Annotated in this window: 22 protein-coding genes; 8 read left to right on the forward strand and 14 right to left on the reverse strand. The window is 37.9% G+C overall.

Annotated features, from left to right (window positions below; translation table 11 throughout):
- Positions 1–11: 11 nt before the first annotated feature.
- The gene (locus AC1EU2_RS12640) at positions 12–647 is read right to left on the reverse strand and encodes an alternative oxidase (RefSeq protein ID WP_480298640.1); all 636 of its coding nucleotides are present in this window, start codon (positions 645–647) and stop codon (positions 12–14) included.
- A 90-nt stretch (positions 648–737) separates the two neighbouring features.
- Complete coding sequence (gene deoC / locus AC1EU2_RS12645; protein ID WP_480298641.1) at positions 738–1,517, reverse strand: deoxyribose-phosphate aldolase; 780 nt, start codon at positions 1,515–1,517, stop codon at positions 738–740.
- Between the two features lie 147 nt (positions 1,518–1,664).
- Here deoC and AC1EU2_RS12650 point away from each other — a divergent pair, with 147 nt between their 5' ends.
- Positions 1,665–3,089 carry an aminotransferase-like domain-containing protein gene (locus AC1EU2_RS12650; protein ID WP_480298642.1) on the forward strand — a complete coding sequence of 475 codons (1,425 nt, stop codon included), beginning with the start codon at positions 1,665–1,667 and terminating at the stop codon, positions 3,087–3,089.
- A gap of 33 nt (positions 3,090–3,122) precedes the next feature.
- Here AC1EU2_RS12650 and AC1EU2_RS12655 read toward each other — a convergent pair whose 3' ends face one another.
- Complete coding sequence (locus tag AC1EU2_RS12655) at positions 3,123–5,585, reverse strand: ABC transporter permease (protein WP_480298643.1); 2,463 nt, start codon at positions 5,583–5,585, stop codon at positions 3,123–3,125.
- Entirely contained in the window at positions 5,585–6,301 is a 717-nt protein-coding gene (locus AC1EU2_RS12660) for an ABC transporter ATP-binding protein (RefSeq protein ID WP_480298644.1), read from the reverse strand. The genes AC1EU2_RS12655 and AC1EU2_RS12660 overlap by 1 nt, the downstream gene beginning before the upstream one ends.
- A 34-nt stretch (positions 6,302–6,335) precedes the next feature.
- Here AC1EU2_RS12660 and AC1EU2_RS12665 point away from each other — a divergent pair, with 34 nt between their 5' ends.
- On the forward strand, positions 6,336–6,926 hold the full coding sequence (locus AC1EU2_RS12665) for an arylesterase (RefSeq protein ID WP_480298645.1): 591 nt from the start codon (positions 6,336–6,338) through the stop codon (positions 6,924–6,926).
- A gap of 16 nt (positions 6,927–6,942) precedes the next feature.
- Here AC1EU2_RS12665 and AC1EU2_RS12670 read toward each other — a convergent pair whose 3' ends face one another.
- Positions 6,943–9,102 (reverse strand): hypothetical protein, encoded by a 2,160-nt coding sequence (locus AC1EU2_RS12670; RefSeq protein WP_480298646.1) that lies wholly within the window; start codon positions 9,100–9,102, stop codon positions 6,943–6,945.
- Positions 9,103–9,379: 277 nt separating this feature from the next.
- Between AC1EU2_RS12670 and AC1EU2_RS12675 the strand changes: the two genes are divergently transcribed.
- Positions 9,380–10,507: a hypothetical protein gene (locus AC1EU2_RS12675; RefSeq protein ID WP_480298647.1), complete on the forward strand. Its 1,128-nt coding sequence runs from the start codon at positions 9,380–9,382 to the stop codon at positions 10,505–10,507.
- Positions 10,508–10,580: 73 nt separating this feature from the next.
- Here the strand turns inward: AC1EU2_RS12675 and AC1EU2_RS12680 are convergent, their stop codons facing one another.
- Entirely contained in the window at positions 10,581–11,453 is an 873-nt protein-coding gene (locus AC1EU2_RS12680) for a LysR family transcriptional regulator (RefSeq protein ID WP_480298648.1), read from the reverse strand.
- Between the two features lie 110 nt (positions 11,454–11,563).
- Between AC1EU2_RS12680 and AC1EU2_RS12685 the strand changes: the two genes are divergently transcribed.
- Positions 11,564–12,079, forward strand: coding sequence for a lactoylglutathione lyase family protein (locus AC1EU2_RS12685; protein WP_480298649.1), 516 nt, complete (start codon positions 11,564–11,566; stop codon positions 12,077–12,079).
- Positions 12,080–12,303: 224 nt separating this feature from the next.
- Positions 12,304–13,110: a hypothetical protein gene (locus tag AC1EU2_RS12690; protein ID WP_480298650.1), complete on the forward strand. Its 807-nt coding sequence runs from the start codon at positions 12,304–12,306 to the stop codon at positions 13,108–13,110.
- A gap of 46 nt (positions 13,111–13,156) precedes the next feature.
- On the opposite strand, the gene AC1EU2_RS12695 is transcribed toward AC1EU2_RS12690, so the two are convergent.
- The 3 genes from AC1EU2_RS12695 to truC form a co-directional block, all read right to left on the reverse strand.
- Positions 13,157–15,445 carry a nitric-oxide reductase large subunit gene (locus AC1EU2_RS12695; protein ID WP_480298651.1) on the reverse strand — a complete coding sequence of 763 codons (2,289 nt, stop codon included), beginning with the start codon at positions 15,443–15,445 and terminating at the stop codon, positions 13,157–13,159.
- A 122-nt stretch (positions 15,446–15,567) separates the two neighbouring features.
- Positions 15,568–16,020 carry a flavodoxin gene (locus AC1EU2_RS12700; protein WP_480298652.1) on the reverse strand — a complete coding sequence of 151 codons (453 nt, stop codon included), beginning with the start codon at positions 16,018–16,020 and terminating at the stop codon, positions 15,568–15,570.
- Positions 16,021–16,086: 66 nt separating this feature from the next.
- A complete protein-coding gene (gene truC, locus AC1EU2_RS12705; protein WP_480298653.1) occupies positions 16,087–16,887 on the reverse strand; it encodes a tRNA pseudouridine(65) synthase TruC in 801 nt (266 codons plus the stop codon).
- Between the two features lie 120 nt (positions 16,888–17,007).
- Between truC and AC1EU2_RS12710 the strand changes: the two genes are divergently transcribed.
- From AC1EU2_RS12710 to xthA, 3 genes are read left to right on the forward strand one after another with little or no spacing between them, the layout of a single operon-like run.
- Positions 17,008–17,547, forward strand: coding sequence for a septation protein A (locus tag AC1EU2_RS12710; RefSeq protein WP_480298748.1), 540 nt, complete (start codon positions 17,008–17,010; stop codon positions 17,545–17,547).
- 32 nt (positions 17,548–17,579) lie between these two features.
- Positions 17,580–17,879, forward strand: coding sequence for a YciI family protein (locus AC1EU2_RS12715; RefSeq protein WP_480298654.1), 300 nt, complete (start codon positions 17,580–17,582; stop codon positions 17,877–17,879).
- Entirely contained in the window at positions 17,879–18,685 is an 807-nt protein-coding gene (gene xthA / locus AC1EU2_RS12720) for an exodeoxyribonuclease III (protein WP_480298655.1), read from the forward strand. Before AC1EU2_RS12715 ends, xthA begins: the two co-directional genes overlap by 1 nt.
- Before the next feature lie 58 nt (positions 18,686–18,743).
- Here the strand turns inward: xthA and AC1EU2_RS12725 are convergent, their stop codons facing one another.
- From AC1EU2_RS12725 to AC1EU2_RS12745, 5 genes are all read right to left on the reverse strand, one after another.
- Positions 18,744–19,223 carry a hypothetical protein gene (locus tag AC1EU2_RS12725; RefSeq protein WP_480298656.1) on the reverse strand — a complete coding sequence of 160 codons (480 nt, stop codon included), beginning with the start codon at positions 19,221–19,223 and terminating at the stop codon, positions 18,744–18,746.
- Positions 19,224–19,663: 440 nt separating this feature from the next.
- On the reverse strand, positions 19,664–20,890 hold the full coding sequence (locus AC1EU2_RS12730) for a hypothetical protein (RefSeq protein WP_480298657.1): 1,227 nt from the start codon (positions 20,888–20,890) through the stop codon (positions 19,664–19,666).
- 47 nt (positions 20,891–20,937) lie between these two features.
- Complete coding sequence (locus AC1EU2_RS12735; RefSeq protein ID WP_480298658.1) at positions 20,938–23,283, reverse strand: bifunctional diguanylate cyclase/phosphodiesterase; 2,346 nt, start codon at positions 23,281–23,283, stop codon at positions 20,938–20,940.
- Entirely contained in the window at positions 23,283–23,939 is a 657-nt protein-coding gene (locus tag AC1EU2_RS12740; RefSeq protein ID WP_480298659.1) for a cupredoxin domain-containing protein, read from the reverse strand. The genes AC1EU2_RS12735 and AC1EU2_RS12740 overlap by 1 nt, the downstream gene beginning before the upstream one ends.
- A 169-nt stretch (positions 23,940–24,108) precedes the next feature.
- The gene (locus tag AC1EU2_RS12745; protein ID WP_480298660.1) at positions 24,109–26,043 is read right to left on the reverse strand and encodes a DNA topoisomerase III; all 1,935 of its coding nucleotides are present in this window, start codon (positions 26,041–26,043) and stop codon (positions 24,109–24,111) included.
- Between the last annotated feature and the right edge of the window lie 17 nt (positions 26,044–26,060).

Consider the following 26,060-nt stretch of genomic DNA (forward strand, 5'->3'; position numbering starts at 1 on the left):
TGATATAGGATTCAATTTTGATGCTCTGGCAATTGGTTCGATTCATACGCATCAGAATAAGCATGATTATTATCTCTATGCTTAGCTTCATCTTCCCTCACAGCTAGAAGCACATCCTTTAATTTTGCTGCTTCGCTGAGCTCATAATAGTTAATTGCAATCATAGGGGCTTCAATATTCTCTACATTACCCAAATCGACTTGTTCGATATAGTCACTGTAACTTTTACAAGCTTCTTCTTCGAAGTAACCTACAATTCTATGCGCAATTTTAGGTGTAAAAAGATAGATAAAGCCATAAACAAGAATAAACGCACCTTGCCCAATAAACACCAATAAACGTTCAACCCAGCTTGGTTTTGCAATTTCAAGAAAGATCATTAGATGCATTCGCTCATTCTCAGCTTCATCCAGTAAATCACGTATCCAGCCGCCATCGTCTTTCATTCTACGTAAAGCTTTTAAGTGGTTAAACATGCCTGCAACCATTCCAGGAACTGCTGCAATCGTCTCCAGAATTACCGCTCTTTTAGCATATTTAGTGCCATAAAATATATTTAAAATAAACTTTAGACTTTGAGTGATTTTATAGGCCACTTTCTCAGAAAGTTTAATCGGTGTTCGATGCTCTAATTTAAATACAGTCATTTCAATTCCTAACGTCTGTCTATAGGAGAAATTTCATTTCGATTTCGATAGGTGTGTTACCTCTACACACCTATCATTAGAAAAGAGAAGTTAGTAACCAGCTGTGGCTGTTTTCGTTTTATGTCCTAATAAACCCAAAACGTTATTCAAGAGCCCTGATGCACCAATACGCAGCTTTTCAGGATGTTCACTCCACTCCTTACCAAATAACTCTGTTGCCATATCGATATACTGTTTCGCATCTTCCGCTGTACGTACACCGCCTGATGCCTTGAACCCTACGCGGCCCTGAACATTCATATTTTTAATTACATTGAGCATGGTTTTAGCAGCTTCAGGTGTTGCATTAACATCAACCATTCCTGTAGAAGTTTTCACCATATCTGTGCCCGCTTCTATTGATATTTCGGTAGCTCTACGAATAAGAGATTCATCCTGTAGCTCACCAGACTCAATAATGACCTTCATTAACGCTTTATCACCAATAACATCTCGGCACGTAGCTAAAAGCTTAAATCCAATATCTTCATTACCTGCAATGAGAGCTCTATACGGGAACGTTACATCAATCTCGTCCGCACCATACTCGAGTGCAGCTTTGGTTTCTCTAACAGCGATTTCAATGTCATCGCCACCGTTCGGAAAATTGGTTACTGTAACTAACCGAATGTGAGGCGTACCTTGTTCGTTGAGCTGCTTTCTAGCTGCAGGAATAAATTGAGGATAAATACATATTCCAGCTGTAGTCCCTGAATCTGTTTTTGCTTGCTTACACAGCTCAATGATGTCACTTTCTGCTACGGTATGATCCAACAGAGTAAGATCCATAAGTGCAATTGATTGTTGTGCGTAATACTTTTTGTTTTTCATAATGTGTTCTCCAGCATCAAAAATAAAATCTTCAATTCTTTTGAAATATCCCTTTCAATTCTTGATGCGGATTATAGAAATAGAGTAGATTCTGTAATAGATACAGAAAACGACTTTTAACCTATAACAGTTTGTGTGAGTAGTAGAATGGCCAAATACGAAAAGTTAATGGAAAGTATCAACGCACAGATAAATGATGGTGTTTGGGAAGTAGGGGAAAAGTTACCGTCACTTAGAAAACAAGCTAAGACTTCTGGATTGAGCTTGATGACTGTTTTGAATGCCTACCAAGCTCTAGAAAGCCAAGGCGTTATCGTTTCACACTCACGTTCTGGATATGTCGTTGCTCCCAAAATTACTCAACCCGCTTATAAGAGAACTAATCCAGATTTTGAAGCTATTGAAAGAGTTGATATTAACGATATTATTTTTGATGTTTTACAAAACAGCCGACGCCCTAACTTAATCAACTTCGGCTCTGTTTACCCGGATGCATCATTATATCCTCGAGCTCAAATCAATCGATCACTTGCCAATGCAGCTCGTACAATGCCAGCTTCAGCCATGATCGATAACTTCCCTCCTGGTAATGAAGATTTACGTCACATCATTTCCCAAAGATATGCCGCCCAAGGTATGAGTGTGTCACCGGATGAAATAGTTATTACTTCAGGTGCTCTAGAAGGTTTAAATTTGTGTTTACAAGCAGTCACGACTCCTGGAGATTGGGTAATTGTTGAATCACCGAGCTTTTATGGCTCATTGCAATCATTACAAAAACTCGGGTTAAGAGCACTTTCAATCCATACTCATCCGCAGACTGGCATCGATTTAAAAGCACTCGAAGCGGCTTTAAAGTCCCATAATGTAAAAGCTTGTTGGTTAATGACCAATCATCAAAATCCGATGGGCTTCACGCTCCCCAATAAGAATAAACAAGAACTTTCAAGGTTATTGAGTAAACATAAAGTTTATCTTATTGAAGATGATGTTTATCACGAATTATACGTTGGAAGTAAAAAGCCATTACCAACTAAAGCATTCGATCACAGAGACATGACATTACATTGCTCTTCATTTTCTAAATCATTAGTCGCAGGGTTTCGAATTGGTTGGGTGGCCGCAGGTGCAAAAGCGGAACAAATTCAAAAATTACAGTTGATGACAACAATGGCTGCAAGTGCACCAATGCAGCTTGCATTGACGAACTATTTAACTACTCGAAGTTATGAAACGCATTTACGTCTATTGAGAAAAACCTTGGCTCAAAGAAAATTTGCACTTTGGAAAGTACTTAACGAATACATGCCAAAATACGTAAAAATCAACTATTCGGAAGGAGGCTACTTCATTTGGATAGAACTACCTGAAAATATTGATGCTAGATACTTATACTCCGCATCTTTAGAGAAAAATATCAGTATTGCACCTGGCGCCATGTTCTCGTTAACGAAACAATTTAAAAACTGCTTTAGGCTAAACTCTTCATTTGAGTGTAATGATAAGCATATAAAAGCCATTAAAACCTTGTCAGAATTAATCGTAAAACTAAATAAAAATGCCCCAAAATAATATGGGGCATTTCAAATCTATATCGCTAAAATATTAGCTTTCACGCAGTAAGCTTGAACAGTTTTGAGAAAGTAACTGCCAACAGCGCCACAAGCCAAGTATCGCAACAACTATTGCCCCTGAAACAGGTGCAACCAACCACCAGTCCCAATGCATATACACATTAAGTTCGAACACTTGAGTTTTTAATAAATAAAGAGCAAACTCTGCAACCCAAACCGCTAACAAGCCAGCGACAGCCCCAAGAATACCGAACTCAAGAACCGTTGAGGCTCTTAATAACCAACCTGAACCGCCAAAAGTTCTTAACACAGCTAATTCACGTTTACGGCTTGCCATTCCGGCTTCAGTTTGTGCGATTAACACAAGTGAACTTGCAAGAATAACCAGCACTAAAACCAGCGTTAATGAAAGCGATACTTGATCAATAATTTGCCTTAATTGCTCAACCATAGCACCGACATCAATAATTGAAATGGTAGGAAATTGTTTAATCAACTCAAGGACGACTTCATCTTTGTTTGCCTTAGCCCCATCAAGGTGAAAACTTGCAATTGATGTATAGGCAAATGAAGACAGTGTCTCTTTAGTAAAGATCATAAAGAAGTTAGGTTGTAAGGTTTCCCAATGCACTTTTCGAATACTGGCCACTGTAGAAGTTACGTCACGTTGATCTATCGTAAAAGTCACTGTATCGCCAAGCTTCAAACCCAAACGTTTAGCAACACCCTCTTCAATTGAAACTTCATTCGGTTTTTGATTGAAATGTCCTTCTAAAATATCATTATTAGGCGGTAATGCATCACGCCAAGTTAAGTTGAGTTCGCGATGGAATCCAACACGCCCTTTTTCACCCGTGTTTTGTTCTGCTTTAGTGATAAACTTTTCATCGTTAATGGCCGTCATTCGGCCACGAATCACAGGGTAAATATCGGTCGCTTTTAATTGATGCTTATTAAAGAAGGTTTCCAGCGGTGTTGTGTCTTCTGGAGCAATATTCACCAAAAAGTAATTCGGTGCATTTGCAGGTAACTGCTGCTGCCACTCTTCTAATAAATCTTGCCTAAGTGCAAAAATCGTTAATAGTAAAACCAGCGCAGAGCTAAAGCCCACAAGTTGCACTGCATTTTGCCTCGCTCTTCGTCTTAAACCAGCAAGGGCAAGTTGTAGTGGATTACTGATTTTTAAACCAGCACCATGCCCTAGACGGATCATGATATAACCTACCAGCATTAACAACATTGCTAATACCACAACCGTAGACATCACAATCAACGTTAGAGTCAGGTTTTTAGAATAGATATAACCTAAGGCGCCCAGCGCCGTTAAACTTAGAACCACGTTTAACCACTGACCAATTGGAATATGTTGTAATTGGCGCTGCAATACTCTCAACGGTGGAATACTCAACAAGCGCATCAAAGGGTAAGCTGAAAACATAAAGGCGCTGAGTAAACCAGTGCTGATCCCGAGTACAATGGGTCGAACCATAGACGGATCATAACTTGCAATGTCCGCTGGCAAAAATCTAGTCAAACTGATATCAAGTATCCAGCCACCGAGTAAACCAAGTGCAATACCTAATACACAGATTAGCAACAGGTGAAAACTGAAGATAAAACGAATTTGCTTAGCGCTTGCACCAAAGGTTTTCAGCATAGCTACAGCGTCATAGTGACGTTGACAATAGCGTTGAGCAGCAATACCAATTGCAGTACAAGCCAAGGCAATACCCAATAAGCTGGCTAATAATAAAAATTGTTCTGCACGCTTGATCGCACCAGCCAATGGGGAATCACCACTTTCAACATCTTCCCAATCTTGAGTGCTGTTCAAACGTGGCTTAACATAGGTTTCAAATGATGTTAATTGATCATCTGATCCCGTAAATTGATAAACATACTTAATGCGGCTTCCAGGCTGAATAATCTGAGTTTTAGCCACATCCTCAGTGCGCATCAGTACTACGGGAGCAGAAGCAAACGGATTAAAACCTGCATCAGGCAGCCGAGAAATTTGCGCTGCCATGTTGAAATTAGACAGACCAATTTCAATTTGTTTAGGTTGATCGAGTAATCCCGCTAAACGAGTTTCATACCAGACAGCTCCTGACTTAGGTAAACCTCTAGCATCACCTGATGAAAGCTCAATTTTACCTTTTAATGGGTATTTGTCTCCAACCGCTTTAATGGTAACCAATTGAAACTCATCACCCGCATAGACCATTGACTGAAATTCCATATTGGTCACACGCTGTAAACCCATTTCATCAGCTTTTTGAAGAATGGCTGAATCCAATTTTACTGGTGAATCTATCACTCTGTCTGCGGCAATAAACTTGCTGGCTTCACCAGAAATGGCTGTCTGCAATCTCTCACTGACTCTGGATAAGCCACTAACCGACAATACAGCTAAAGTGATTGCTAATAAAATCAACACCAGTTGACCTTGCAGCAATTCACGTCTGAACAAGCGCCAAGCTAAGTTAAACTCCATTAGCTTGCCCTCTTTTCATCAACTTTAGTTATTTCAGCAAGCTGACCATTTTCCATTCGTACTTGACGTTGACACTTACTGGCCAAATCCATATCGTGCGTCACTACAACTAACGTTGTGTCACTCTGCTCGTTAAGGTCAAACAACATACGTTCAACCTTAGCGCCATTTTCACCATCTAAATTACCCGTAGGTTCATCAGCAAACAAAACCTTAGGCTCACTGATAAAGGCTCGAGCAATCGCAACTCTTTGTTGCTCCCCACCAGAAAGTTGCTTTGGTAAATGCGTTAAACGATGGCTTAATCCAACTCTGTCCAACATATCTAATGCTTTTTGCTTGGCGTTTTTAACACCAGCTAATTCAGCAGGTAACATCACGTTTTCAAGCGCTGTTAATGTATCCACCAGCATGAACGACTGAAAAATGAAACTGACTTTATCTTTACGTAACGCTGCTTTTTGTTCTTCGTTTAATTTGGATAGAGCAACCCCATCGAGCAGCACTTCACCAGACGTCGGAGTATCTAATGCCGCAAGCAAACCAAGTAAACTTGACTTGCCAGCGCCAGAAGGACCAACGATAGCAATGCTGTCTCCCTGCTTGACTTCTAGGTCAATGCCCTTGAGGATATTAAGCATACCTTCTTGAGTTTTTACTGATTTTTCGAGGTCGACGACTTTTATGGCTGGATTTTTTTCTTTATTTACACTCAAAACTCGTTCCTTACAGGCTGATAAACACAAAGCTATGCCTTTAAAACATAAATTACTGGCAGTTGTGCTGTTTACTTTAACAGCTTCTCCCGCCTTTGCAGACACTATATTAATACTCGGAGACAGCCTTGGTGCAAGCTATGGCATGGATGAAAATGTTGGTTGGGTAGCTAAATTACAAAAGCAAATGCCAGAACACAAAATTATTAATGCTTCTGTTAGTGGTGAAACTACAGCTGGCGGGTTACGTAGACTGCCCGCCCTGCTTGAGTCTACTAAACCTAACGTGGTTTTTATTGAGCTCGGTGGTAATGATGGTTTACGTGGTTTCTCACCTAAAAAGCTGAAATCAAATCTTACAAATTTAATTCAACTCTCCAAGGCTGCGAATACGAAAGTATTAGTTAGTGAAGTCATGGTGCCACCAAATTACGGCCCTCGATACAGCAAGAGCTTTTCTCAAGTTTATAAAGATCTTGCCAAAGATTCATCGATTACCGTTATCCCATTTTTTATGACGGAAATTGCACCGCACCCAGAATTGATGCAAAAAGATGGTATTCATCCAAATGAAAAAGCACAAGAAAAGATTGCCGATTTTGTAAGGCCTTGGTTAAAACTATAATTTATTATCCTTTCTTTTATTGGTGAATCGACTCTTCATGTAACCTTAATGGGTTCCAAAAATTTACCTGATGGCTTATACCTGCAGCGTTATAGGATGGTAGTTTAATGTTATAAACACTATTATATTGATGTTCAACTTTCTTATTTGGCTTTACTGTTTCAGTATATTGCTGAGCTTTTCCTGCTCTTCGCTTTATCCCTGATTCAGCAAGCTGTTCTGTTGGATTTCTTGCAGCAACTTTTTCTGCTGTTGCTGAAATCGTTGCAGCTTCTGTTGAAATACGGTTTGAGAATGCTAATACTTCATCCTTCATATCAGTTGTACTAGTATGTTTAATGCTTTCGTTTAGTGTTGATTGTTCCTCCTCTAATGCACGAGTAGTTGATCTATTTTCTGTGTTATCTATCACAATTTCTCTAGCTTGGCTCATGGTGTTTTTTGTTGAAGTGACTGAAACATCTGTTGATGTTATTTTTTTCTCAAGGCTTGCAGCTTTTTTATCAAAACCATAGCCATTCAACATTGCAGTTTCAAAATCTAGTGTTTTCTTAGTATCATGAATACGTGCTGCATTTCTTAAGAATGAGCTTATCCCAGCATTACAATTGCCTCGCATACCTGGAGAAACTTGATAAGATAAACTTGGGAAGGTTTCCATATCACACAATTTTGAATGAACTTTGCGAGTTAAAAAGTTTGTTTCAGGTTCGTCTTCTTTAGATACTTTGACACCAAGACAAAATCTTGGAATAGCTTGATATAGTTCAGATAATTCTTTAGGTGAGTAGTATTTCATCTCAGGTTTAAAATCAGAGACCATTTCTGATTCAGATTCATGACGCTGACAGGGCTGTGACGGCTCTTGATTACTCTCGACAGCTCGAACATCACTAGCTCTTTCTTTAGGTTTAATCGGAAGTGGGAAGTGAGAAAACTCATCTTCAGAATTCACTTCCAAAAATGCTTCTCCGTGCTTATTTCGCTGCAAGAAAGAATCAAGTTCTCGAATTTTTGTCAATGGAGTTTTTGCTAAATGCCTATCTCTCTCTGACTCAACGTAAACGACTTTAGAAACATCAGCAACAGGAGATTTACCGACTCCTCCCCTTCCTAACTTCTCATCGAGATATAATTGGAACAATGTAAGCGCTCTTACGGCCTCAAAAAAGCTAAATACGCTTACATCAGATACAGGAACAGCAGCGGTGGATCGTTGATAATGATACCAATCTCCAGTTGACGTTTCTTCAAGAACGGTATGCCACATTTCGCACGCTCTAATTTTGGCTTCATTTGTTCTGGCTCTAAAAATAAAACATATTTCTTTATTTACTTCTTCTAAAAAACCTTCTTGATTTTTCTGTTCTTCAGTCATGCCGACTGCTCTATCGTTTATATAAGCAGTACAGAAGTACTCAAGAAGGTTAAAAGTCTGCTCTGTTAACCTTCCTAAACACGCTAAAATCTTTTCTTTATCAACAGCCTCAAACTCTTTATCTTTATACTTTCTAATCGCATTTAATAAATCCTTATCAATTGTTAGAAATGCGCGCATATCATCAGAAGCAATAGTAAAAACAGGTGCAGGCTTTCCTTTTTTACCTATAAACACTTCTTTTTTTACCGTAGGTTCCCCCTTTTTGTTTTTGGATTCTGTTTCCGTGAATTTCAGCTTTAGATGTTTGCCACCTGGTTTTCCAATACCTATGTGTGTATGGATACCATGAAAGTCATGCCAACCTGGTTCAATAAAAAACGCCGCTAACGGGCTTCTTAAATAATAAAGGTTATTTGCTATATGCACTTTTACCTGACATAAGTCTTTTTTGGCTTTACCTAAATCTCGTTGAGTAAAACCAGTTAAAAGAACTTTACTATCTTGAAACTCTGCAACTTTATGAAAAAAATTCCTTCCTCTAAAATCACATCCCTCGAGAAAGCACTGCTCTTTCATGTCACAACCAACACGCTGGAAGTTTTCTCTTTGAAATATATAACTTGTGCTTTGGTTTACAAGATAGACGGCTTCAGAACTAAAAAACTTAGCGACGTAGTACTTTTGCTCTGTTGAGCTTTCATCGGTGCTATTGCTTGCAGAAGCCATATCGGAGTCTGAGTACTCCAAAATCCAAAGCTCTATTTTAGGAAGAGTCACATCTAAGTTTGGTTGCATCGATAATTTTAATTAGCATGGCTGAATAGCACTTATATTATCTTTAAGTCCTATGAGAATTTTAAATTTAAATTTAAATTAATCTTTAGTATTAATGTTAAATTATTTTAAAGATAACTGACCAGGAGATTTAACCTTATAATTCAATGCCATATAACAAGAAAGCGACTACTCACATCTTAATAATCACAATGTAGATTAAAGATCTTTAAATAAAAAGAGATAAAAAAAACAATAACATTCCACTCTGTGTTTTTGGTTTATTTATTGGTGTTCCATGCTCAAATTAACACGTTCAACTTGTTACATATTTTCTTTTTTGAAAGTATTTTTATTATGCTTGATATCTGCAACTTTACTTACCAGCTGTAAAAAAGAACCTACTCTTAACTGTGATAATGTAGATCTGAATGCTCCTTATGATGTCAATAATATTGACTTTAAAAAATTAAGATGTGCAAATAACGAACTACCAAGCTTTCCTAAAAATGAAAAAGTGGAGGCTCCTACTGTAGATAATCCATGGACCTCTCAAGCTTGCCCTAATTCTCTACTAGATTTAAGTAATGATGAAATCTTTAAGTGCGCGAATGCATCTGCTGTTGAAGCAATTGACGACGGTAGGGTAGATAAAAGAGCCCACGCCGTTAAGATATTAAATCAAGCAATAAAACAAACGAAGAACAGCTCCAATAACGTTGCTAAAGCTGCATTGTATATGGATAGAAGTTTACTGAGAGTTGCAATGGGTGGAGAAAATAATAAGAAATTTTATTTCATCGCTAACCTTTGGTACATCCAAAAAGATCTTAATGCAGCAAAAAAATTAGATCCGAATAATTTAAGTGTTCCTTACTGGGATTATGCCAATAGAATTATAAATTACTCTCTTTTAAATCAATGGAAAAATGCTGTAAATGTAGGTAATCAAGGTATACAAAACTTATATGATGTTGAACAAAAATATGGTGAAGATCAATTAATGGAAAGCTTGATAGGAGAAATTGCAATCTTCCCTGGCTTTCCATTAGCAACAGGAATACCACAAAAAATGCTCGCAATTCTTGATAAGACATCATGTTCTGATAATGTCCCAGGATGCAACCATAACGACTTAGCAGCACCATTTTCAGTTGAAGGGATAAACTACACATTTGCAGAAGCCTATGCCCGGATTGGAAATCGTGAAAAGATGATTGAGTACTTAAACAAAAGCCTCAATGCGAGTAACTTCAGCGATTGGCCATATCGAAAACTTGTTTTAGATGCTCTGAACTCGCCTGATGCTCTTATTGAGCAACTTACGAAAAAAGGACCATATAAACAAGTAACATTCGACATGAAAAGTAATCAGAACAGGAGCTGTTTACTCTGCCACGGTTTACAGAGGGACATTCATGAATAAAAACCTAGTAATCAAAGAGAGTTTTATACATTAAAATGCTCAGAAGTAAATATTGGCGAGCTAAGCACCTTAATTACATGATACTTTTTTTTATTGCAGTAATAAGCTGCCTGTATCTAATTGGTAACTCAACGTTTTTCTTTTTAATTAAATAAATGCTTTGAGTTACAACATAACTGGGATTAATGATTCTCACGAGCTCACCATATTTAGATGAAGCAATAGCGTGAACAGGTAAAGCTGTAAATCCAATTCCCTTTGAAACTGGCAACAATATTTGATCTATTTGATTAATATATGAGCCTTTCAATAATCTACTAACCTCAATTGCAGAGTTATTCTTATCAAAAATAAGGTTCAAATAATGCCATACATCAGGATGCTGAATCACAGGAACATTAATCAAATCAATTGCACTATCAATACTAGGCTCTTCTTTGCAACCTATCAGGCAAATTTGTTCTTTACCAACATCAATAAATTCAAAATTACGCTCTAAAGACTTACCTGTAACTAACCCAAACCCAATTTCATTATTTTTTATTTGCTGATAAATTTTGCTTTCAGGCGCTGACTCTACAGAAATATTTAATTCTGGGTACTCAACTTGTAAAGCTACTAATTTTGGGTAAATCAACTGACATAAGCTACCTGACATTGAAACAGCACACTCCCCTTTAAACGGAGAATCCACTTGCAACTCATCAATAAGCGCTTGTTCTTTAGTTTCAAATTCTTTTGCGTATTGATAGACCTTCAACCCTTGATCTGTCAGTTCGAACTTTTTACCTACTCTCACGATAAGATTTGAAGCCAGTTGCTGCTCTAATTTCAAAATATGCTGACTTACGCCTGGTTGAGTCATAAATAGTTTTTCAGCTGTTTTAGTAAAGTGCTGTGTTTCCACAAGTACTTTAAATGTCTTTAACCATTTTTGGTTTACCATCAGCCTCACCATAACGCTATATTATCATTTTAATAATTTATCATAATTTTTTATTTAGTCATTTTATATCTAATCTACAATTCATAATTGTAGACACTTGGATTTATAAGATGACAGCGAAACACAACGTTTACCCAAGAACCTTTTCACATATTGGAATATCCGTACCTGATCTTGAAAAAGCAGTGAAGTTTTATACAGAGGTCTTAGGTTGGTATTTGATTATGGAACCTACCGAAATTGTGGAAGACAACTCAGCTATTGGCGAAATGTGTACTGATGTATTTGGTGCAAACTGGAAAAAATTCCGTATTGCTCATATGTCCACGGGTGACCGTGTAGGCGTAGAGCTGTTTGAATTTGTCAATCAAGAAAACCCTGAAAATAACTTTGAATATTGGAAAACAGGTATTTTCCATTTTTGTGTTCAAGATCCTGACGTTGAAGGTCTTGCGGAAAAAATCGTTGCAGCAGGTGGTAAGAAGCGAATGCAGGAGCCTCGTTATTACTATCCGGGTGAAAAGCCATATCGCATGATTTATATGGAAGATCCATTTGGAAATATCTTAGAGATATACAGCCATAGCTATGAGTTAATCTATTCAAGTGGTGCATATAACGGCTAACAAATTGAAAGGTAAGTATTTTGTTGTCACTTACCTTTACCCCACATTGCCATTAAATAAACTATCATTCATATGTTTCTAAGGTGTTCACCTTATTCTTACTGCCTCCCCTTCATCGCACAATACTCCCATAAGCGAATAAGATGAAAATCAGTAAACCAATTCATCTTAACTATCGAATTTAAAAATTACTAAACGCATAAAATGCGTTCTAGGGGGATAAAATGAGTGGTATCGGTTCAGTAGATAGCGGTGCAGGTATTCAAGATGTATCAGATAAAACACAGTGGGATGATAAAGATCATTGGAGTATCACTGATTTTTTTCACAAGCATATGCCTAAAGTAACTTCTGATGTAGTTACGGTTGGAAACGATGTTAAAAACGGATTTGAAGGTATCAAACAGCTGGCAAAAGATGGTTTTGCAGATGCAAAAGATTTTGAAGCTCATGTAAAAAGTAACGGACTAAAAAACACTTTAAAAACCATGATGCATGACGAACTCGATGGTGATGGCCTACTTAATTCTATTGTATCTAAAGCTCATAAAGGGGCCATTACAGAGGATTTAAATAACTTAAGAGGCGTAGTCGCTAAAATGGAAAAAGACGCTAAACCATTAGAAGCAGATGCTGTTATTGCCGCAAAAAATGCTTGTAAAGTGGCAAAAGATGTAGCTGATTTAGTCAAGCAAGGTGCTGAACTCTACACAGGAACAGGCACACCTGATCTTGTCCAAGTCTTCGGTGACTTAAAAGATATTGTTACTTCCCTTGAAGCTGCTGTTCAAATGGGATCTAGCGGCACTACACATACCGACAATAAAACGACAAAGGATAATGCAAATGGATTAGACAACTTCAATCCATTTAACTCAGTTAATCCAAGTAGTGTATCAAACCTATACTCTTTGGACTCAATGAGAACAGACAAAACTGACACAGACAATCAAACGGGTAAACATAAGCATCATCACCATCATGGTCATCGACAACATCGCCACTCAAACAGAATGCTCAAGATGGCATAAGACAATAAGCAGGCCATTCATCACTATACGGCCTGCTTTTTTATTGCTAATTTTTTTTGCAATAAATTGCTTTAAATACACCAACCAAAGCAACGAACAACGCAAAAGCTCCCATCGCAAAAACGATATCTCCAGGGACTCTAGACCAAACCATATCTTGCATAAATGGGCTGTGAATAAATTCTGCTGAACGTACATACCAATAACCATGCGCATTAGCATTATAAGTTTGCCATAATCCAGCAGGTAAAAGTGCAAACACTACCATCAAGCCTAAACCTAGGTTAAGTAACTTGAATGAATAATTCATCCACTTCTCGTTCCATTTAACGTTAGGTGCTAACCCTCTTAAGCAAAATAGCATTAACCCGATACCTAACATGCCATAAACGCCGAACATCGCAGCATGACCATGGGCAGCAGTTGTATTTAACCCCTGCATATAATAAAGAGCAAGTGGCGTGTTGATTAAGAAACCAAGCAAGCCTGCACCCACTAGGTTCCAAAATGCGACAGCGCCAAAGAACTTAAGTGGCCAATGATAAAAATCAGTCCATTTAGCTTTTTTTTCTAATTTATTGTGCTGATAAGCCTCAAAGCCAATCACAGTAAGAGGAACTACTTCTAATGCTGAAAAGACACCACCTATTGCAATCACCGATATTGGTGTTCCAGTAAAATACAAATGATGGAAGGTGCCTAACACCCCGCCTCCAAGAAATATAATGGTTGAAAAAAGAACTGAGATAACGGCCGTTGAGTTACGCAAAAGCCCCATTTTTACAAATAGTAAAGCAATAATCGTCGTCGCAAAGACTTCAAATACTCCTTCGACCCAAAGATGAACGACCCACCAGCGCCAGTATTCAACAATACTGATATGGGTATGAAGCCCCCAAGCTAACCCAGCACCGTACAATAAAGCGATTGCAACAGAAGCTATGACTAACAACAATAGTAAAGATCTACTGTGCTTATTGTCTTTCAATGCTGGTAATAATGCCCTCACCATTAATACCAGCCATAAAACTAACCCAATGAACAAGAACCACTGCCAGAAACGCCCCAAGTCGACATAAGCATAACCTTGATGGCCAAACCAAAAATTCATCAGCAAGCTTTTAAAGTGCTGATTGACTCCTAACCACTCACCTGCAAACGAGCCAACAACAATAGTCAACAAACATACAAACAGAAAGTTAACTCCAAATTTTTGATATTTAGGTTCATGCCCTGAAATAATTGGTGCAACGTATAAACCAGTGGCTAGCCAAGCCGTTGCAATCCAAAACACTGCAAGTTGAGTGTGCCAAGTACGAGTAATACTGTAAGGAATGATTTTAGCGATAGGAATTCCGTAAAAGTCTTGCCCCTCAACCGTATAATGAGCCGTAATTGTGCCTAGAATGATCTGCAAACCAAAGAGTAAAATTACCGTCAAAAAATATTTAGCTGTTGCTCTCATCGAAGGTGTTTGTTCTAATCCCTGCAACTTATTTTGCTCTGATACACCGCCAATAGGCTCTAAATCATCTCGCCATTTGTCGTGTTGTTCTGCATAAAACCAAACTAACGTCCCAATGCCACCTAATAGCATTACAACGCTAATGATCGACCAAAGCAATAAACTGGCTGGCGGTGTATTCCCGACAAGAGGTTCATAAGGCCAGTTACTGGTATAGCTGATGTTATCGTGAGATCTGTTTGTTACTGAACTCCAACTAATCCAAAAAATAAACCCATTTAAATCATGCATGTCGGAATCAGATAACGTAATATCTGGAGAAAATGCGTACTCTTCTCTTAGTTTAAGTGAGTCAGGTGTACCGAGTGCCTGAAATACTTCGCTGAAATGATGTGCGACTTTAAAAATAGCAACTTGCCTCTCAGGAGATACGCTCACCTCACCAGTTTGCTGATTGTAGGTATTTTCCCTTAACTCGAGCTTTACTCTGGTTTTAAGTTCTTCTTGATCAAATTCTTTAATATCTTTATATGGAAGGTGATGAATTTCTTGAGACTCTTTATTTAGCATGGCTAATGCTTCACGATGAAGCCAATCAGCCCCCCAATCGGGTGCAACATAACTACCATGCCCCCATATGGTTCCTTTCTCCATTCCACCTAGTGATTGCCAAATATTTTGGCCTCGTTCAATTTGTGGTTTTGTAAAAATCACATCACCATTTGTTGAAATAACCCTTTCAGGAATTGGAGGTTTCATTTGGTAAATTTTGTGACCAAAAAAAAGCAAAACTGCAAAACTGATTAATGTTGAAATTGCCAAGGTCATCCATAATCGGCGCTTTTTAAAAGTTAACTTATAACTTTTCATCATTCTCTCCCAATCGTATGTAATTGGTTGTTATGATCCTTGGAGTATTATTTTTTCCTGTTAATAAAAAAAGGAGCTCTAAGGCTCCTTTCGTGTATATCTTCCATTTTTTTAGCTGTAAATTAGGTCGTTACGATTGTTGTCCATTCATCTAGCCAATTCAATGCTTCTAGCTCTGGTTCCATTGTTTCACAAGCGTCAATTCTAAATAACTCTTTCACCGCTTGCGCACCAATTTCTTCAAATAATGATTGCAATTGCTCGCCAGCCCCACAGTATGTCTCGTAGCTAGAATCTCCTAACCCAATGACGCTAAAGTGTAAATCAGGCAAGTAAAGACCGGTCGAACGAATCATTTCAAACCACGGAACTAAACCATCAGGCAAATCGCCTTGCCCTGTCGTAGAGCTAATTACAATCAGTTGTTGGTTAGCAGCGGGGGTGTAATCGACTAACTCTTCAGGTTGCCATAACTTGGCATCATAACCTTGATCGATGAGCTTCTCATTAACGGTTTCAGCTACAAACTGTGCACTTCCGTATACGGTTCCGAAAACGATATTTACCTTTACCAATGCTTTGCTCCGCTTATTTAATTGAATTGATTAAATCTAAACCTAACAATCATAACTTGTCAAAGTTTAAGCAATTTCATACTCTTTTCCACTCTGTAAACTCGAGTTATTCCAACCAAATTTAGCAAAAGCTTCCAACCATTCAGATTCAAGCTCCGCCTCAATCGATAAACGCTCATCAGTAACTGGATGAGTAAACTCTAACTTTTTAGCTATTAACCACAATCTACGAGTTGATAGAAAGTCTCTAATGAATTTATTCTGTTTACCATCACCGTGAGTAGTGTCCCCCAAAATAGGATGTCTAAAGTGGGCCAAATGACGTCTAAGTTGATGCTTGCGACCAGTAATAGGTTGGAGTTTCATTAACGCATAACGACTTGTAGGATAGCGGCCCGACTGATAAGGGATCTCTGCATTCAATAACGGCCAAAAATGGCTGACTGCATCTTGTGCTTCTTTATCTTTATCCGCATTTTTATCGGCAATATCGTCCAATTCTTCTTTCAACGGGTAATCCATCACGAGTGATTCATGCACATTACCACGCACTAATGCGAGATACGTTTTCTCTGTTGTTTTATCCTGAAACTGCTGGCATAAAAGGTTAGCAACTTCGCTACTCTTAGCAAAAAGTAGCACTCCAGAAGTTGGTCGATCTAATCGATGAACAGGAAAGACATGGCAACCTACAAGATCACGTGTCATTTGCATCGCAAAATATTTTTCTCTTCTTGCTAAGTAAGTGCGATGTACCAACAAGCCGGCAGGCTTGTGTATCGCAACCAAATGTTCGTCTTCGAATAAAACTTGAATCTCGGGAGGCTGTTCGAACTCAATGTCGTCTAAAACTACTTCTTGTGTCATTTAATAAGCTAATTTTATCAGGGCTAGATGAATTATCGGCTATGCTAACGCATGCTCATTCAAAAGTATAAATCAAAATGCTACACTCAAGCGATTGAAGTAACCACTACCCTATTGAGAATGAAACAATTACTCGACTTTTTACCTTTAATTATTTTCTTCACTGTCTACAAGTTTTTTGATATTTACACAGCCAGTGGAGCGCTGATTGTGGCAACAACATTACAGTTGTTCATCACGTATATTCTGTATAAAAAAGTAGAAAAAATGTTACTCGTCACTTTCGCTATGGTGACGGTTTTTGGGACGTTAACCCTTGTGTTGCATGATGACAACTTTATTAAGTGGAAAGTAACCTTCATTTACTTATTGTTCGCAGTCATTTTAGCTGCAAGCCAATTTATGAATAAATCTGTTCTGAAGTCAATGCTTGGAAAGGATATTGAAGCACCCGACTTTGTATGGAAAAAGCTGACCTGGTATTGGGCCGGATTTTTTATATTTTGTGCCATTCTAAATGTCTATATAGCTTTTAACCTGTCTCTTGACGCTTGGGTTAATTTCAAAGTTTTCGGTTTATCTGCACTGACAATTATCAATATTATTGCCACAGTTGCATACTTATATAAGTATCTTCCCGAAGAAAATAAAAAAGACTAAACCATTAAATTAATAACTAAATTGGTATCCCTATGTGGTATATGATTTCATCCCAAGATGTTGAAAACAGCTTGGAAAAGAGAAAAACAGTACGTGATCTACATATCGCCCGTTTAAAGCTTCTTGCTGACGAAGGACGATTAATGATAGCAGGACCTCACCCTGCAATCGATTCTAACGAACCTGGCGAAGCTGGTTTTACTGGTTCTTTGGTTGTCGCTGAATTTAATTCATTAGAAGACGCTCAAACTTGGGCTGACGCCGATCCTTATATCGCTGCAGGCGTATATAAAAACGTTATCGTAAAACCTTTTAAGCGAGTATTACCATAATGAAAATAGTTTCTTTTAATATTAATGGATTGAGAGCTCGTTTACATCAGTTGCAAGCCTTGATTGACACTCATCAGCCAGATGTTATTGGCCTTCAAGAAACAAAAGTGCATGACGAAGCGTTCCCGTTAGCAGACGTAGAAGCTATGGGCTATAAAGTTCACTTCCATGGTGGCAAAGCTCATTACGGCGTAGCAATGCTTTCAAAAGCTGAGCCACTCGAGATTCAAAAAGGCTTCCCTACCGATGAAGAAGACGCACAACGCAGAATGATCATCGGTAAATTCAAACAAGAAAATAGCAAAACGTTAACTGTCATCAATGGCTATTTTCCACAAGGTGAAAACATCGGCCATGAAACCAAGTTTCCGGCTAAGCGCAAGTTCTACAAAGACTTGATGCAATATTTAAATGAACATCACTCAAAAGATGAAGACATTGCGGTGATCGGTGATATCAATATTTCACCTATTGATTTAGATATTGGTATTGGGGATGTGAATGCTAAACGTTGGTTAAAAACTGGTAAATGCAGCTTCCAACTTGAAGAGCGTGAATGGTTACAAACCTTGTTAGACTGGGGTTTTATCGACACATTCCGTAAATTACACCCTACTCGTGAGGGGCGCTATTCATGGTTCGATTATCGAAGTAAGGGATTTGTTGATAATCGTGGGCTTCGTATTGACGTTGTTCTTGCTACTCCTTCTCTAGCAGATAGAGTGACCGAGTCAGATGTGGATTATGAACTGCGCAGTATTGAAAAGCCCTCTGATCATGCTCCGATTTGGAGCACTTTTAAATAAACGACAACTCCCTCTCATTATTATTTTTTGAGAGGGAGTTAGATTGAGATTTTCTTAACTAAATTAACTTCACTTCCATACTTCCATCTTCAAAGTATTTTACTATAAACGTACATTGAGAATCTTTTTTAATATGAACTGTTGTTTCAGAAATATTAGACGATTCATCATCTGCTCTTTCTTCAAAAGGCTTATCTTCTTTTATTAACTTAACAGTACTTCTTTTATCAAGCTTTACGGACTGCTCAGAGATATCTTGACCCCATTGTAATTTAGAATCTTTTACTCCTTGAACATAAAGGTAATACTTGCCTTCTGGTAAATAAGCACTAGCTTGATAGCAGGCTTCTCCCGTCTGAGTCAGGTCGAAGCCACCTTGATTATACCTAATATATACTTGACAAGGTGCAGGTAAATTAGCTGGTGATGCTTTTGTCTTAACAGAAGGAGACACTCTTTCATCCATCTCGCTAAAACTAGGTTTTACAGATGCTAATATAGCTTTACCACTCTCAGTCTCAGCAAACTTGTTTGCCAAACTTACAGATTTGGGCGTCTCACTATAACCAGCAGTAAATAAACTCCATTGCTCGGCAACAAACCTAGGTTCATTACTTACACTAAAATAAAACTTTTCCTTGGTTCTTGAGACCGATTCAGAGGTACCATTTTTATGAACAAACTCTGCTACAGTGCTTCTTTCACTTCTTTGTTCACCGGCCTTAATTTCAAATCCATTTATTTTTCATTAATATATTTTTCATTATCATGTCCTAGTGACTGGTAATCTCCGTTACCAGAGTTCACTACCCAAGTAATCGGGTTTTGAGCTAGTTTTGCATTTGCTATAATGCCTCCAATCATTTCGTCATTTAACTTTGTCCAAGCATAATTTTTTATGAGAAATATATAAAAGAAATATGGAAACACGTAAGCAACTTGTCAGTTTCGTTTTTAATAACTTCAATCAATTTGTCATTAGAAATAATATCTCATGGCTAATTGCCATTGTCTTTCAATTAGCGTCTCTGATTGATTCAGATAAGTTCTGGCAAACCTATCTGAGGTAACCCAGTTAAACTCTGAATGAATAAACATACCTTTTTGAATTTGGTAGCGATAAGATGCAGTAAATGCATTGCCATCTTCGTTATTATTGTCGCCCCAGGTTTGATCATTATCCGTGACTGAAAAATCTTCAAATCGCATTGAAATACGATGTGTATTCCAAGCTTTAGAAAGCAGAATATTGAAACTGTGATAATCATTATTTACCGCATCTTCACCAGTAGGCGCTTTCATTAACGTATCCCCTTTCATAAATTGAGCTAATAGATCAATGTTTAAAGGTAAACGCCATTTAATCCCTAAATGATGAAAACGAGTACGCCAAGAATATTGACCGTTCTTAACGACTGAGGTATCAGCATTATTATCGTAATAGCCTGCTGTTAACTTGCCATTACCTCGCCAATTCCATTCCGCAGTAAAGTTCGCCCCCACTCGAGTGTCTAAATCAAGAAAGGGATCAGACTCTTTGGCTTGACCTGATAATGGACCGTCGTTTCGCATTGCTAACAAGTCAGGAATTCGGATGGTTTCATGCCAAAGTGTTTGTCTAGAGCCTGTTGTCCAGCCATGCCAAGAGAGCATGGCACCCGTAGGATCATTATTAACAAAAGCTTCTGCTGTCAGTTTGAAATCATGTTTAGATTGATGAAATTTACCCAACCGTGACACAGAAAAGCTGGAACCTAAATGTCTCACCTCTTCAGCTATCCAAGAATTTATCATTGAAAAGCTTAATGTGTAAGGAGACGTCCAGGCCGTTGCATGATTTTCGATAGTAATTGTCGGATAGAGAATACCTGCTTTGGCAGTTATTCTATAACCATTTTCCGAAGGTAAGCTTTTATATTGAATAAAAGTTTCAGTAATACCTAAGCCTTCGTTTGTGTTATCTAGATATCCGTTAGCCACAATTTTAGATGAAATGTTATCAGTCCAATCAACATGATGGCTCAATCCCAATTGGGATAAAGATACTTGTGTACCTGAATTAAACCTCAGTTTTCCATGGCCGCCATCAACATAAGATTGTATTGAATCATTGTAAATTGCCCGAGCATCGATTACTCCAGAAAAATCTTGCTCAACGGCAATTGCACTCGTTCCGATTAAAATAAGTCCAAATATAGACTTCATATTATTTCCGATATTTTTGTTTTTATTTTATGTTTAGTCGTTTCAATTTACGTTTTGACGTAATCAAATCCGCTATCTATAACCCAATCGGTCAATTCATGACCTGGGATTGGGCGTGACAAATAATATCCTTGTGCCATTTCACACTTATGCTCAGCGAGCCAAATAAGTGTGTCCTTGTCTTCTACGCCCTCAGCAACCACAGTTAATTGCAAGTTATGTGCAAGTTCGAGTGTAGACTTAACAATAATTTGATCTTCTTTATTGTTCATTAAATGTTGAACAAACGAACGATCAATTTTTACTTCATGTACAGGCAATTCTTTTAACTGCCCTAAAGATGAATACCCTGTGCCAAAATCATCAATAGACAGTTTGAGTCCTTTATCACGCCAATGTTTTAACTGCATGATTGCACTATCAATATCTTCAACAACGGCATCTTCTGTTATTTCGAGCGTTAATGCATCAACAGGCATATCATTATACTCAACGGTATCTAAGAGCCATTGACAGAAATCAGGATCTTTTAAGTTCGCAGCAGAAATATTAACGGCTATAGATAACTCTAAACCCTGGCTTTTCCATATATGATATTGGTTAATTGCGGCTTGTAGAACCCATCGGGTTAACGAGTTCATCTGTCCTGTTTTTTCAGCTATAGGAATAAACACATCTGGCGGAATCATGCCTTTTTCAGGGTGTTGCCAACGAACTAGCGCTTCAACTTGCTTGACCTTATTAAATTTAAGACACAACTTAGGCTGATAAAACAAAACTAATTGATCATTTTCGATGGCAGATTTTAGTGCATTAACTAATTGGAAACGTTCCAATGAGTGCTGATCTATCTGCTTATCATAGACTTGATAATCTTGTTTATGGCTCTTTGCAAATTGCAGTGCTGTATTAGCTTGCTGAATGATATCTTCTAACGTTTTGCCATTTTTACTGCAACTTAAGCCCAGTGTAATTTGTAGGTCTAGATGAAGATCGTGATAACAATAAGAATGAGATACTTGGCTTTGAAGTTTGTAAATCTCACTTTGTAACTGTGTTAAATCAAAGTCTCTGTAAACAATTGCAAATTCATCACCAGATAATCGACAAACTAAATCGGTGCCTTCGATGCTCAGAAGTCGATTACCCACTTCTTTAATAACTTCATCACCTACTACATGACCCAGAGTTAAATTAACATCGGTCAGCCTTCGAATATTAATTAAACAAACAACCACATGCTCGTTATTTTTTAGCCACTCTTCGGCTTTGCGATCTAACTCATTACGATTTGATAAGTTGGTTAATGGATCATGAAATGCTTGATGAACAATTTTGTTTTCACGGCTGACAATGGCCGATTGCATCTCATTAAGCTCATGTGCTAGTTGAGCAAGCTCCAGTGTTGAACTCGATTTAACTTTAAAATCATAATTACCTTGAGCAATAAATTTAGCTTGCTCGATTAAGCGCTTGATTGGACGAGTTATACTGCCAGAGATAGCAAAAGCAACGAACATGGATAAAGGCAACATAAGGAGAACTAACCAAAACTGTCGCCACCACTGTTTTTGAAGTGCCTGAAGAACATCCGCTCTAGGCACATACATGTAAGCGTAGAGGCTATTGTTTTGAATTTTGCCTAATGACTGACGCCATAGTAAGTAATCTGGATTTTCTGTTCCAGTGGTTAAAAAAGAAGATAATGCAGTTTTTACATTTTGCTTAATTTCTAAACCTGAATAAGCGAAAATATTCGATTGCTGTCCTGAGATAGCAAAACCTGTCGAAAGACCTGTTTGCTGTTGTAAATCATTTGCTAAGGTCGAATCAATAAGATAACCAAACCCTATCCATCCAATAACACTACTGCCACCACTGGTGATTTCAGCAAATCTTAATTGATAGACTTTCCCGTCTAGTTCGTACAATTGGCTTAAGTTAGCCATATTGTCTGCTAGTAAATATCGGAACGTTTTACCTTGCTCGGGCCCTTTTACAGGACGAAGCTTACCTTTGTTATTTTGTTTTAATAATAACTGGCCTATAACTTTGCCTTCTTTAGATACAGCAATGGCCATATTCGCATTAATGCGTTTACGATGATTATTAAGTGCTAAAAGAAAGCTTTTGGTATCACCGTCGATAAAAATCTCTTTTAAACCAAAATCTTTTGCTGCTGTCTCGGCAAAAACATTTAAATAATAGCTTCGAGTTTCAAATTCAGAGCGGAAAACTTTTTCTGCGACAGCCATTCGGTTGGCTAACTGTTGCTGCTCAAGTTTCTCGTACGAATAATAGGCCATCCAAAATGAAAACGCCTGCACGGTAATGAGCAGTAAAACAAAAAAAGCAAAAATGCGGGTTTGCAGACGATTCATAAATTGCAACATCAATAATCTTCCAAAAACTCAAATTCATCAAGCGTAGACTGCTCTGGAATCGGAGACATATCAGCGTTAATTTGAATTACTTTATTCTCTGATAGAGGCCAATTGATCACTAAAGATTCTTTATTATCTCTCGCTTCTAATTGAGGGTGCCAAATATTGAGTTCGTACTTTCCTGCCGGTAAATCTACAAAATTTATCGTACCGCTCTCATCTGTTAAGCCATAAAAAGGAGTATCGACAACAAGAATATGTCCGCTCATCCAGTCATGAACATTACATCCCATTGCTACATGACCAGTTTCATTAAAGCTAATATCGCTTTTGGCTTTTTCTGCTCTCAATTTAAAAGAAAATCGTTTTGGACCAACAGCAGAATAGATATGATGAGTGATATCGTCTTCATTCAAAAACTTTGGTGAAGTACCTTTTTCAATTACGGTAATATAAGGTGAGAACTTTTTCCCCTTTTGCAGAACGTCGTTCTGCTTTGAGTTATCAGAATATGAACTGACATCCCCAGAGAATTGAGGTTGTAAATATACAGCGATCCCTTTGACAGGTTTGCCTTGATTATTATTAATAACAAAACTATTCGCTAAGGTACTACTAGAAACTATGACCATACAGACAAGCCATAAGCTTTTTAAAAACTTCATTAAACCCTACCCTTCAACATTATCGTAAACTTATTTACTTATAATTTACAATTAACAGAAAGGTCCATCTGAATAATAATTTCATTGATTATACATAAAAATATTATCAGAACTTCTTATTTAACGGTTTTACGTGCTGTGTGTTGATTAAACCGACAAATAATCACGTTTACTTTGATGTAGATTTACTTTTACGTTTATAAAAACGTTTTTTCTTCGTTGGGTTCGACGGTAAGCCCTGAAGCGCTGTCGGTAATTGACTGGACGCTTGCTCAATCAAGAGCTGTAAGTTAGTTTGTAAAGGCGCCATAAATGACTGATAGCGTATTTCTTTACGACTGATGGCATCAAGTTTAGACTCCCAAAGCGCTGTCATATCCGGTGTGGTTGCTGTTTCTGGCAAGCTGTTAATTAGCCCTCGTCCAGCAGGCGTCGACGTAATCGTTTTTCCTTGTCGCTGTAAAAAGTTTCTTTTAAACAACAGTTCGATAATACCAGCCCTTGTGGCTTCAGTACCTAACCCATCTGTGTCTTTAAGTATTTTCTTTATCTCAGAATCTTTCACATAACGATTAATTCCGGTCATCGCCGATAATAATGTTGCATCAGTAAAGAACTTAGGTGGTTGTGTTTGTTTCTCTATAAGCTCACCTGTATTGCAATATAAATTTTGTCCTTTAACTAAGTCAGGTAAGCGGCTCTGTAATTCATCTTTTTGGTCATCATTGTTATTTGATTTACTGCTTTTGAACAAAACCTTCCAGCCTTGCGATTTATCTTGCTTGGCTTTGGCAATGAAAAGGCCATTTTGAATAATGACTTCTACTATAGTTTCTAGATAAATATAAGCTGGATAAAACTGAGCTAAATATTGCCTTGCAACTTGCAAATAAACTTGCCTCTCTCGTTGGGACAATACTGACAAATTAGGTGTTTTTTCTGTCGGTACAATCGCATGATGTGCATCGACTTTACTGTCATTCCAAACTTTTGACTTTAATGCCGGGTTTGGCGCTGCAATACTTTCGAGTAATTCATTGGCACCATTTGAAATTGCAGAAAGTATCTGAGGTGCTAGCTTATGTTGTTCTTTTGGTAAATAGCGGCTATCAGACCTCGGATAAGTAATTAACTTATGCTTCTCGTATAAACTTTGACAGGTTGACAACACATCTTGAGCACTCATTCCATAGCGTTTCGAACAATCAATCTGCAATGATGATAAGTTATAAAGTAATGGCGGGGCTTGTTTCTTTTCTTTGCTGTTAACTTTATCGACTCGAGCCTCTTGCTCAGAGATTTTTGAAACTACATTTTGAGCAAGTTTTTTTGAAAGAACCCGCCCTTCCTCATCTTGATAAGGTGCACAAGCATCACTTGGTTTCCATTTTGCAGTGAACGTTTCATTTGTGTCGGTTTGAAGGTGTGCTAAAACCTCATAAAATGGTTTTGATTGAAAGTTTTCAATTTCTTCGTCTCTTCTTACAACTAATCCCAACAATGGCGTCTGCACTCTGCCCACAGATAATACACCGTTGTATCCTACTTTCTTTCCTTGAATAGTGTAAGCACGTGTCATGTTCATACCGAACAACCAATCGGCCCGGCTTCTTGCAAGTGCAGATGTTGCTAATGGAACAAATTCTTGATTTGATCGTAACTTACCTAACGCCCGTTTTACCGCTGAAGGATTCAAATCACTGATCAATAGCCTTTGTGCATTCTTTATTTTTGTCTGACTTACTTTAAGATAAGAAACTACTTCATCAACTAATAATTGGCCTTCGCGATCAGGATCACCTGCGTTAATAATTTGACTCGCTTGCTTAACAAGCTTTCTTAACACAGTTAATTGTTTGCGAGTTTTAGGCTTGGGCTTTAATTGCCATGCATCAGGAATGATAGGTAAATGTTCCAGCTTCCACGATTTATACTTATCATCGTAAGCATCTGGCTCGGCTTGCTCGAGAAGGTGACCTATACACCAAGAAACGCAATCACCATTTCCAACCTCTATGTATCCATCGTGTTTTTTATGAGGTTTCGGAAGTACGTCGGCGATGGCTCTCCCTAAACTTGGTTTCTCAGCTATATATAGGTTCATGAATAAAGATACTGGAT

It is taken from the genome of Parashewanella sp. 2304DJ23-3, assembly GCF_056591695.1.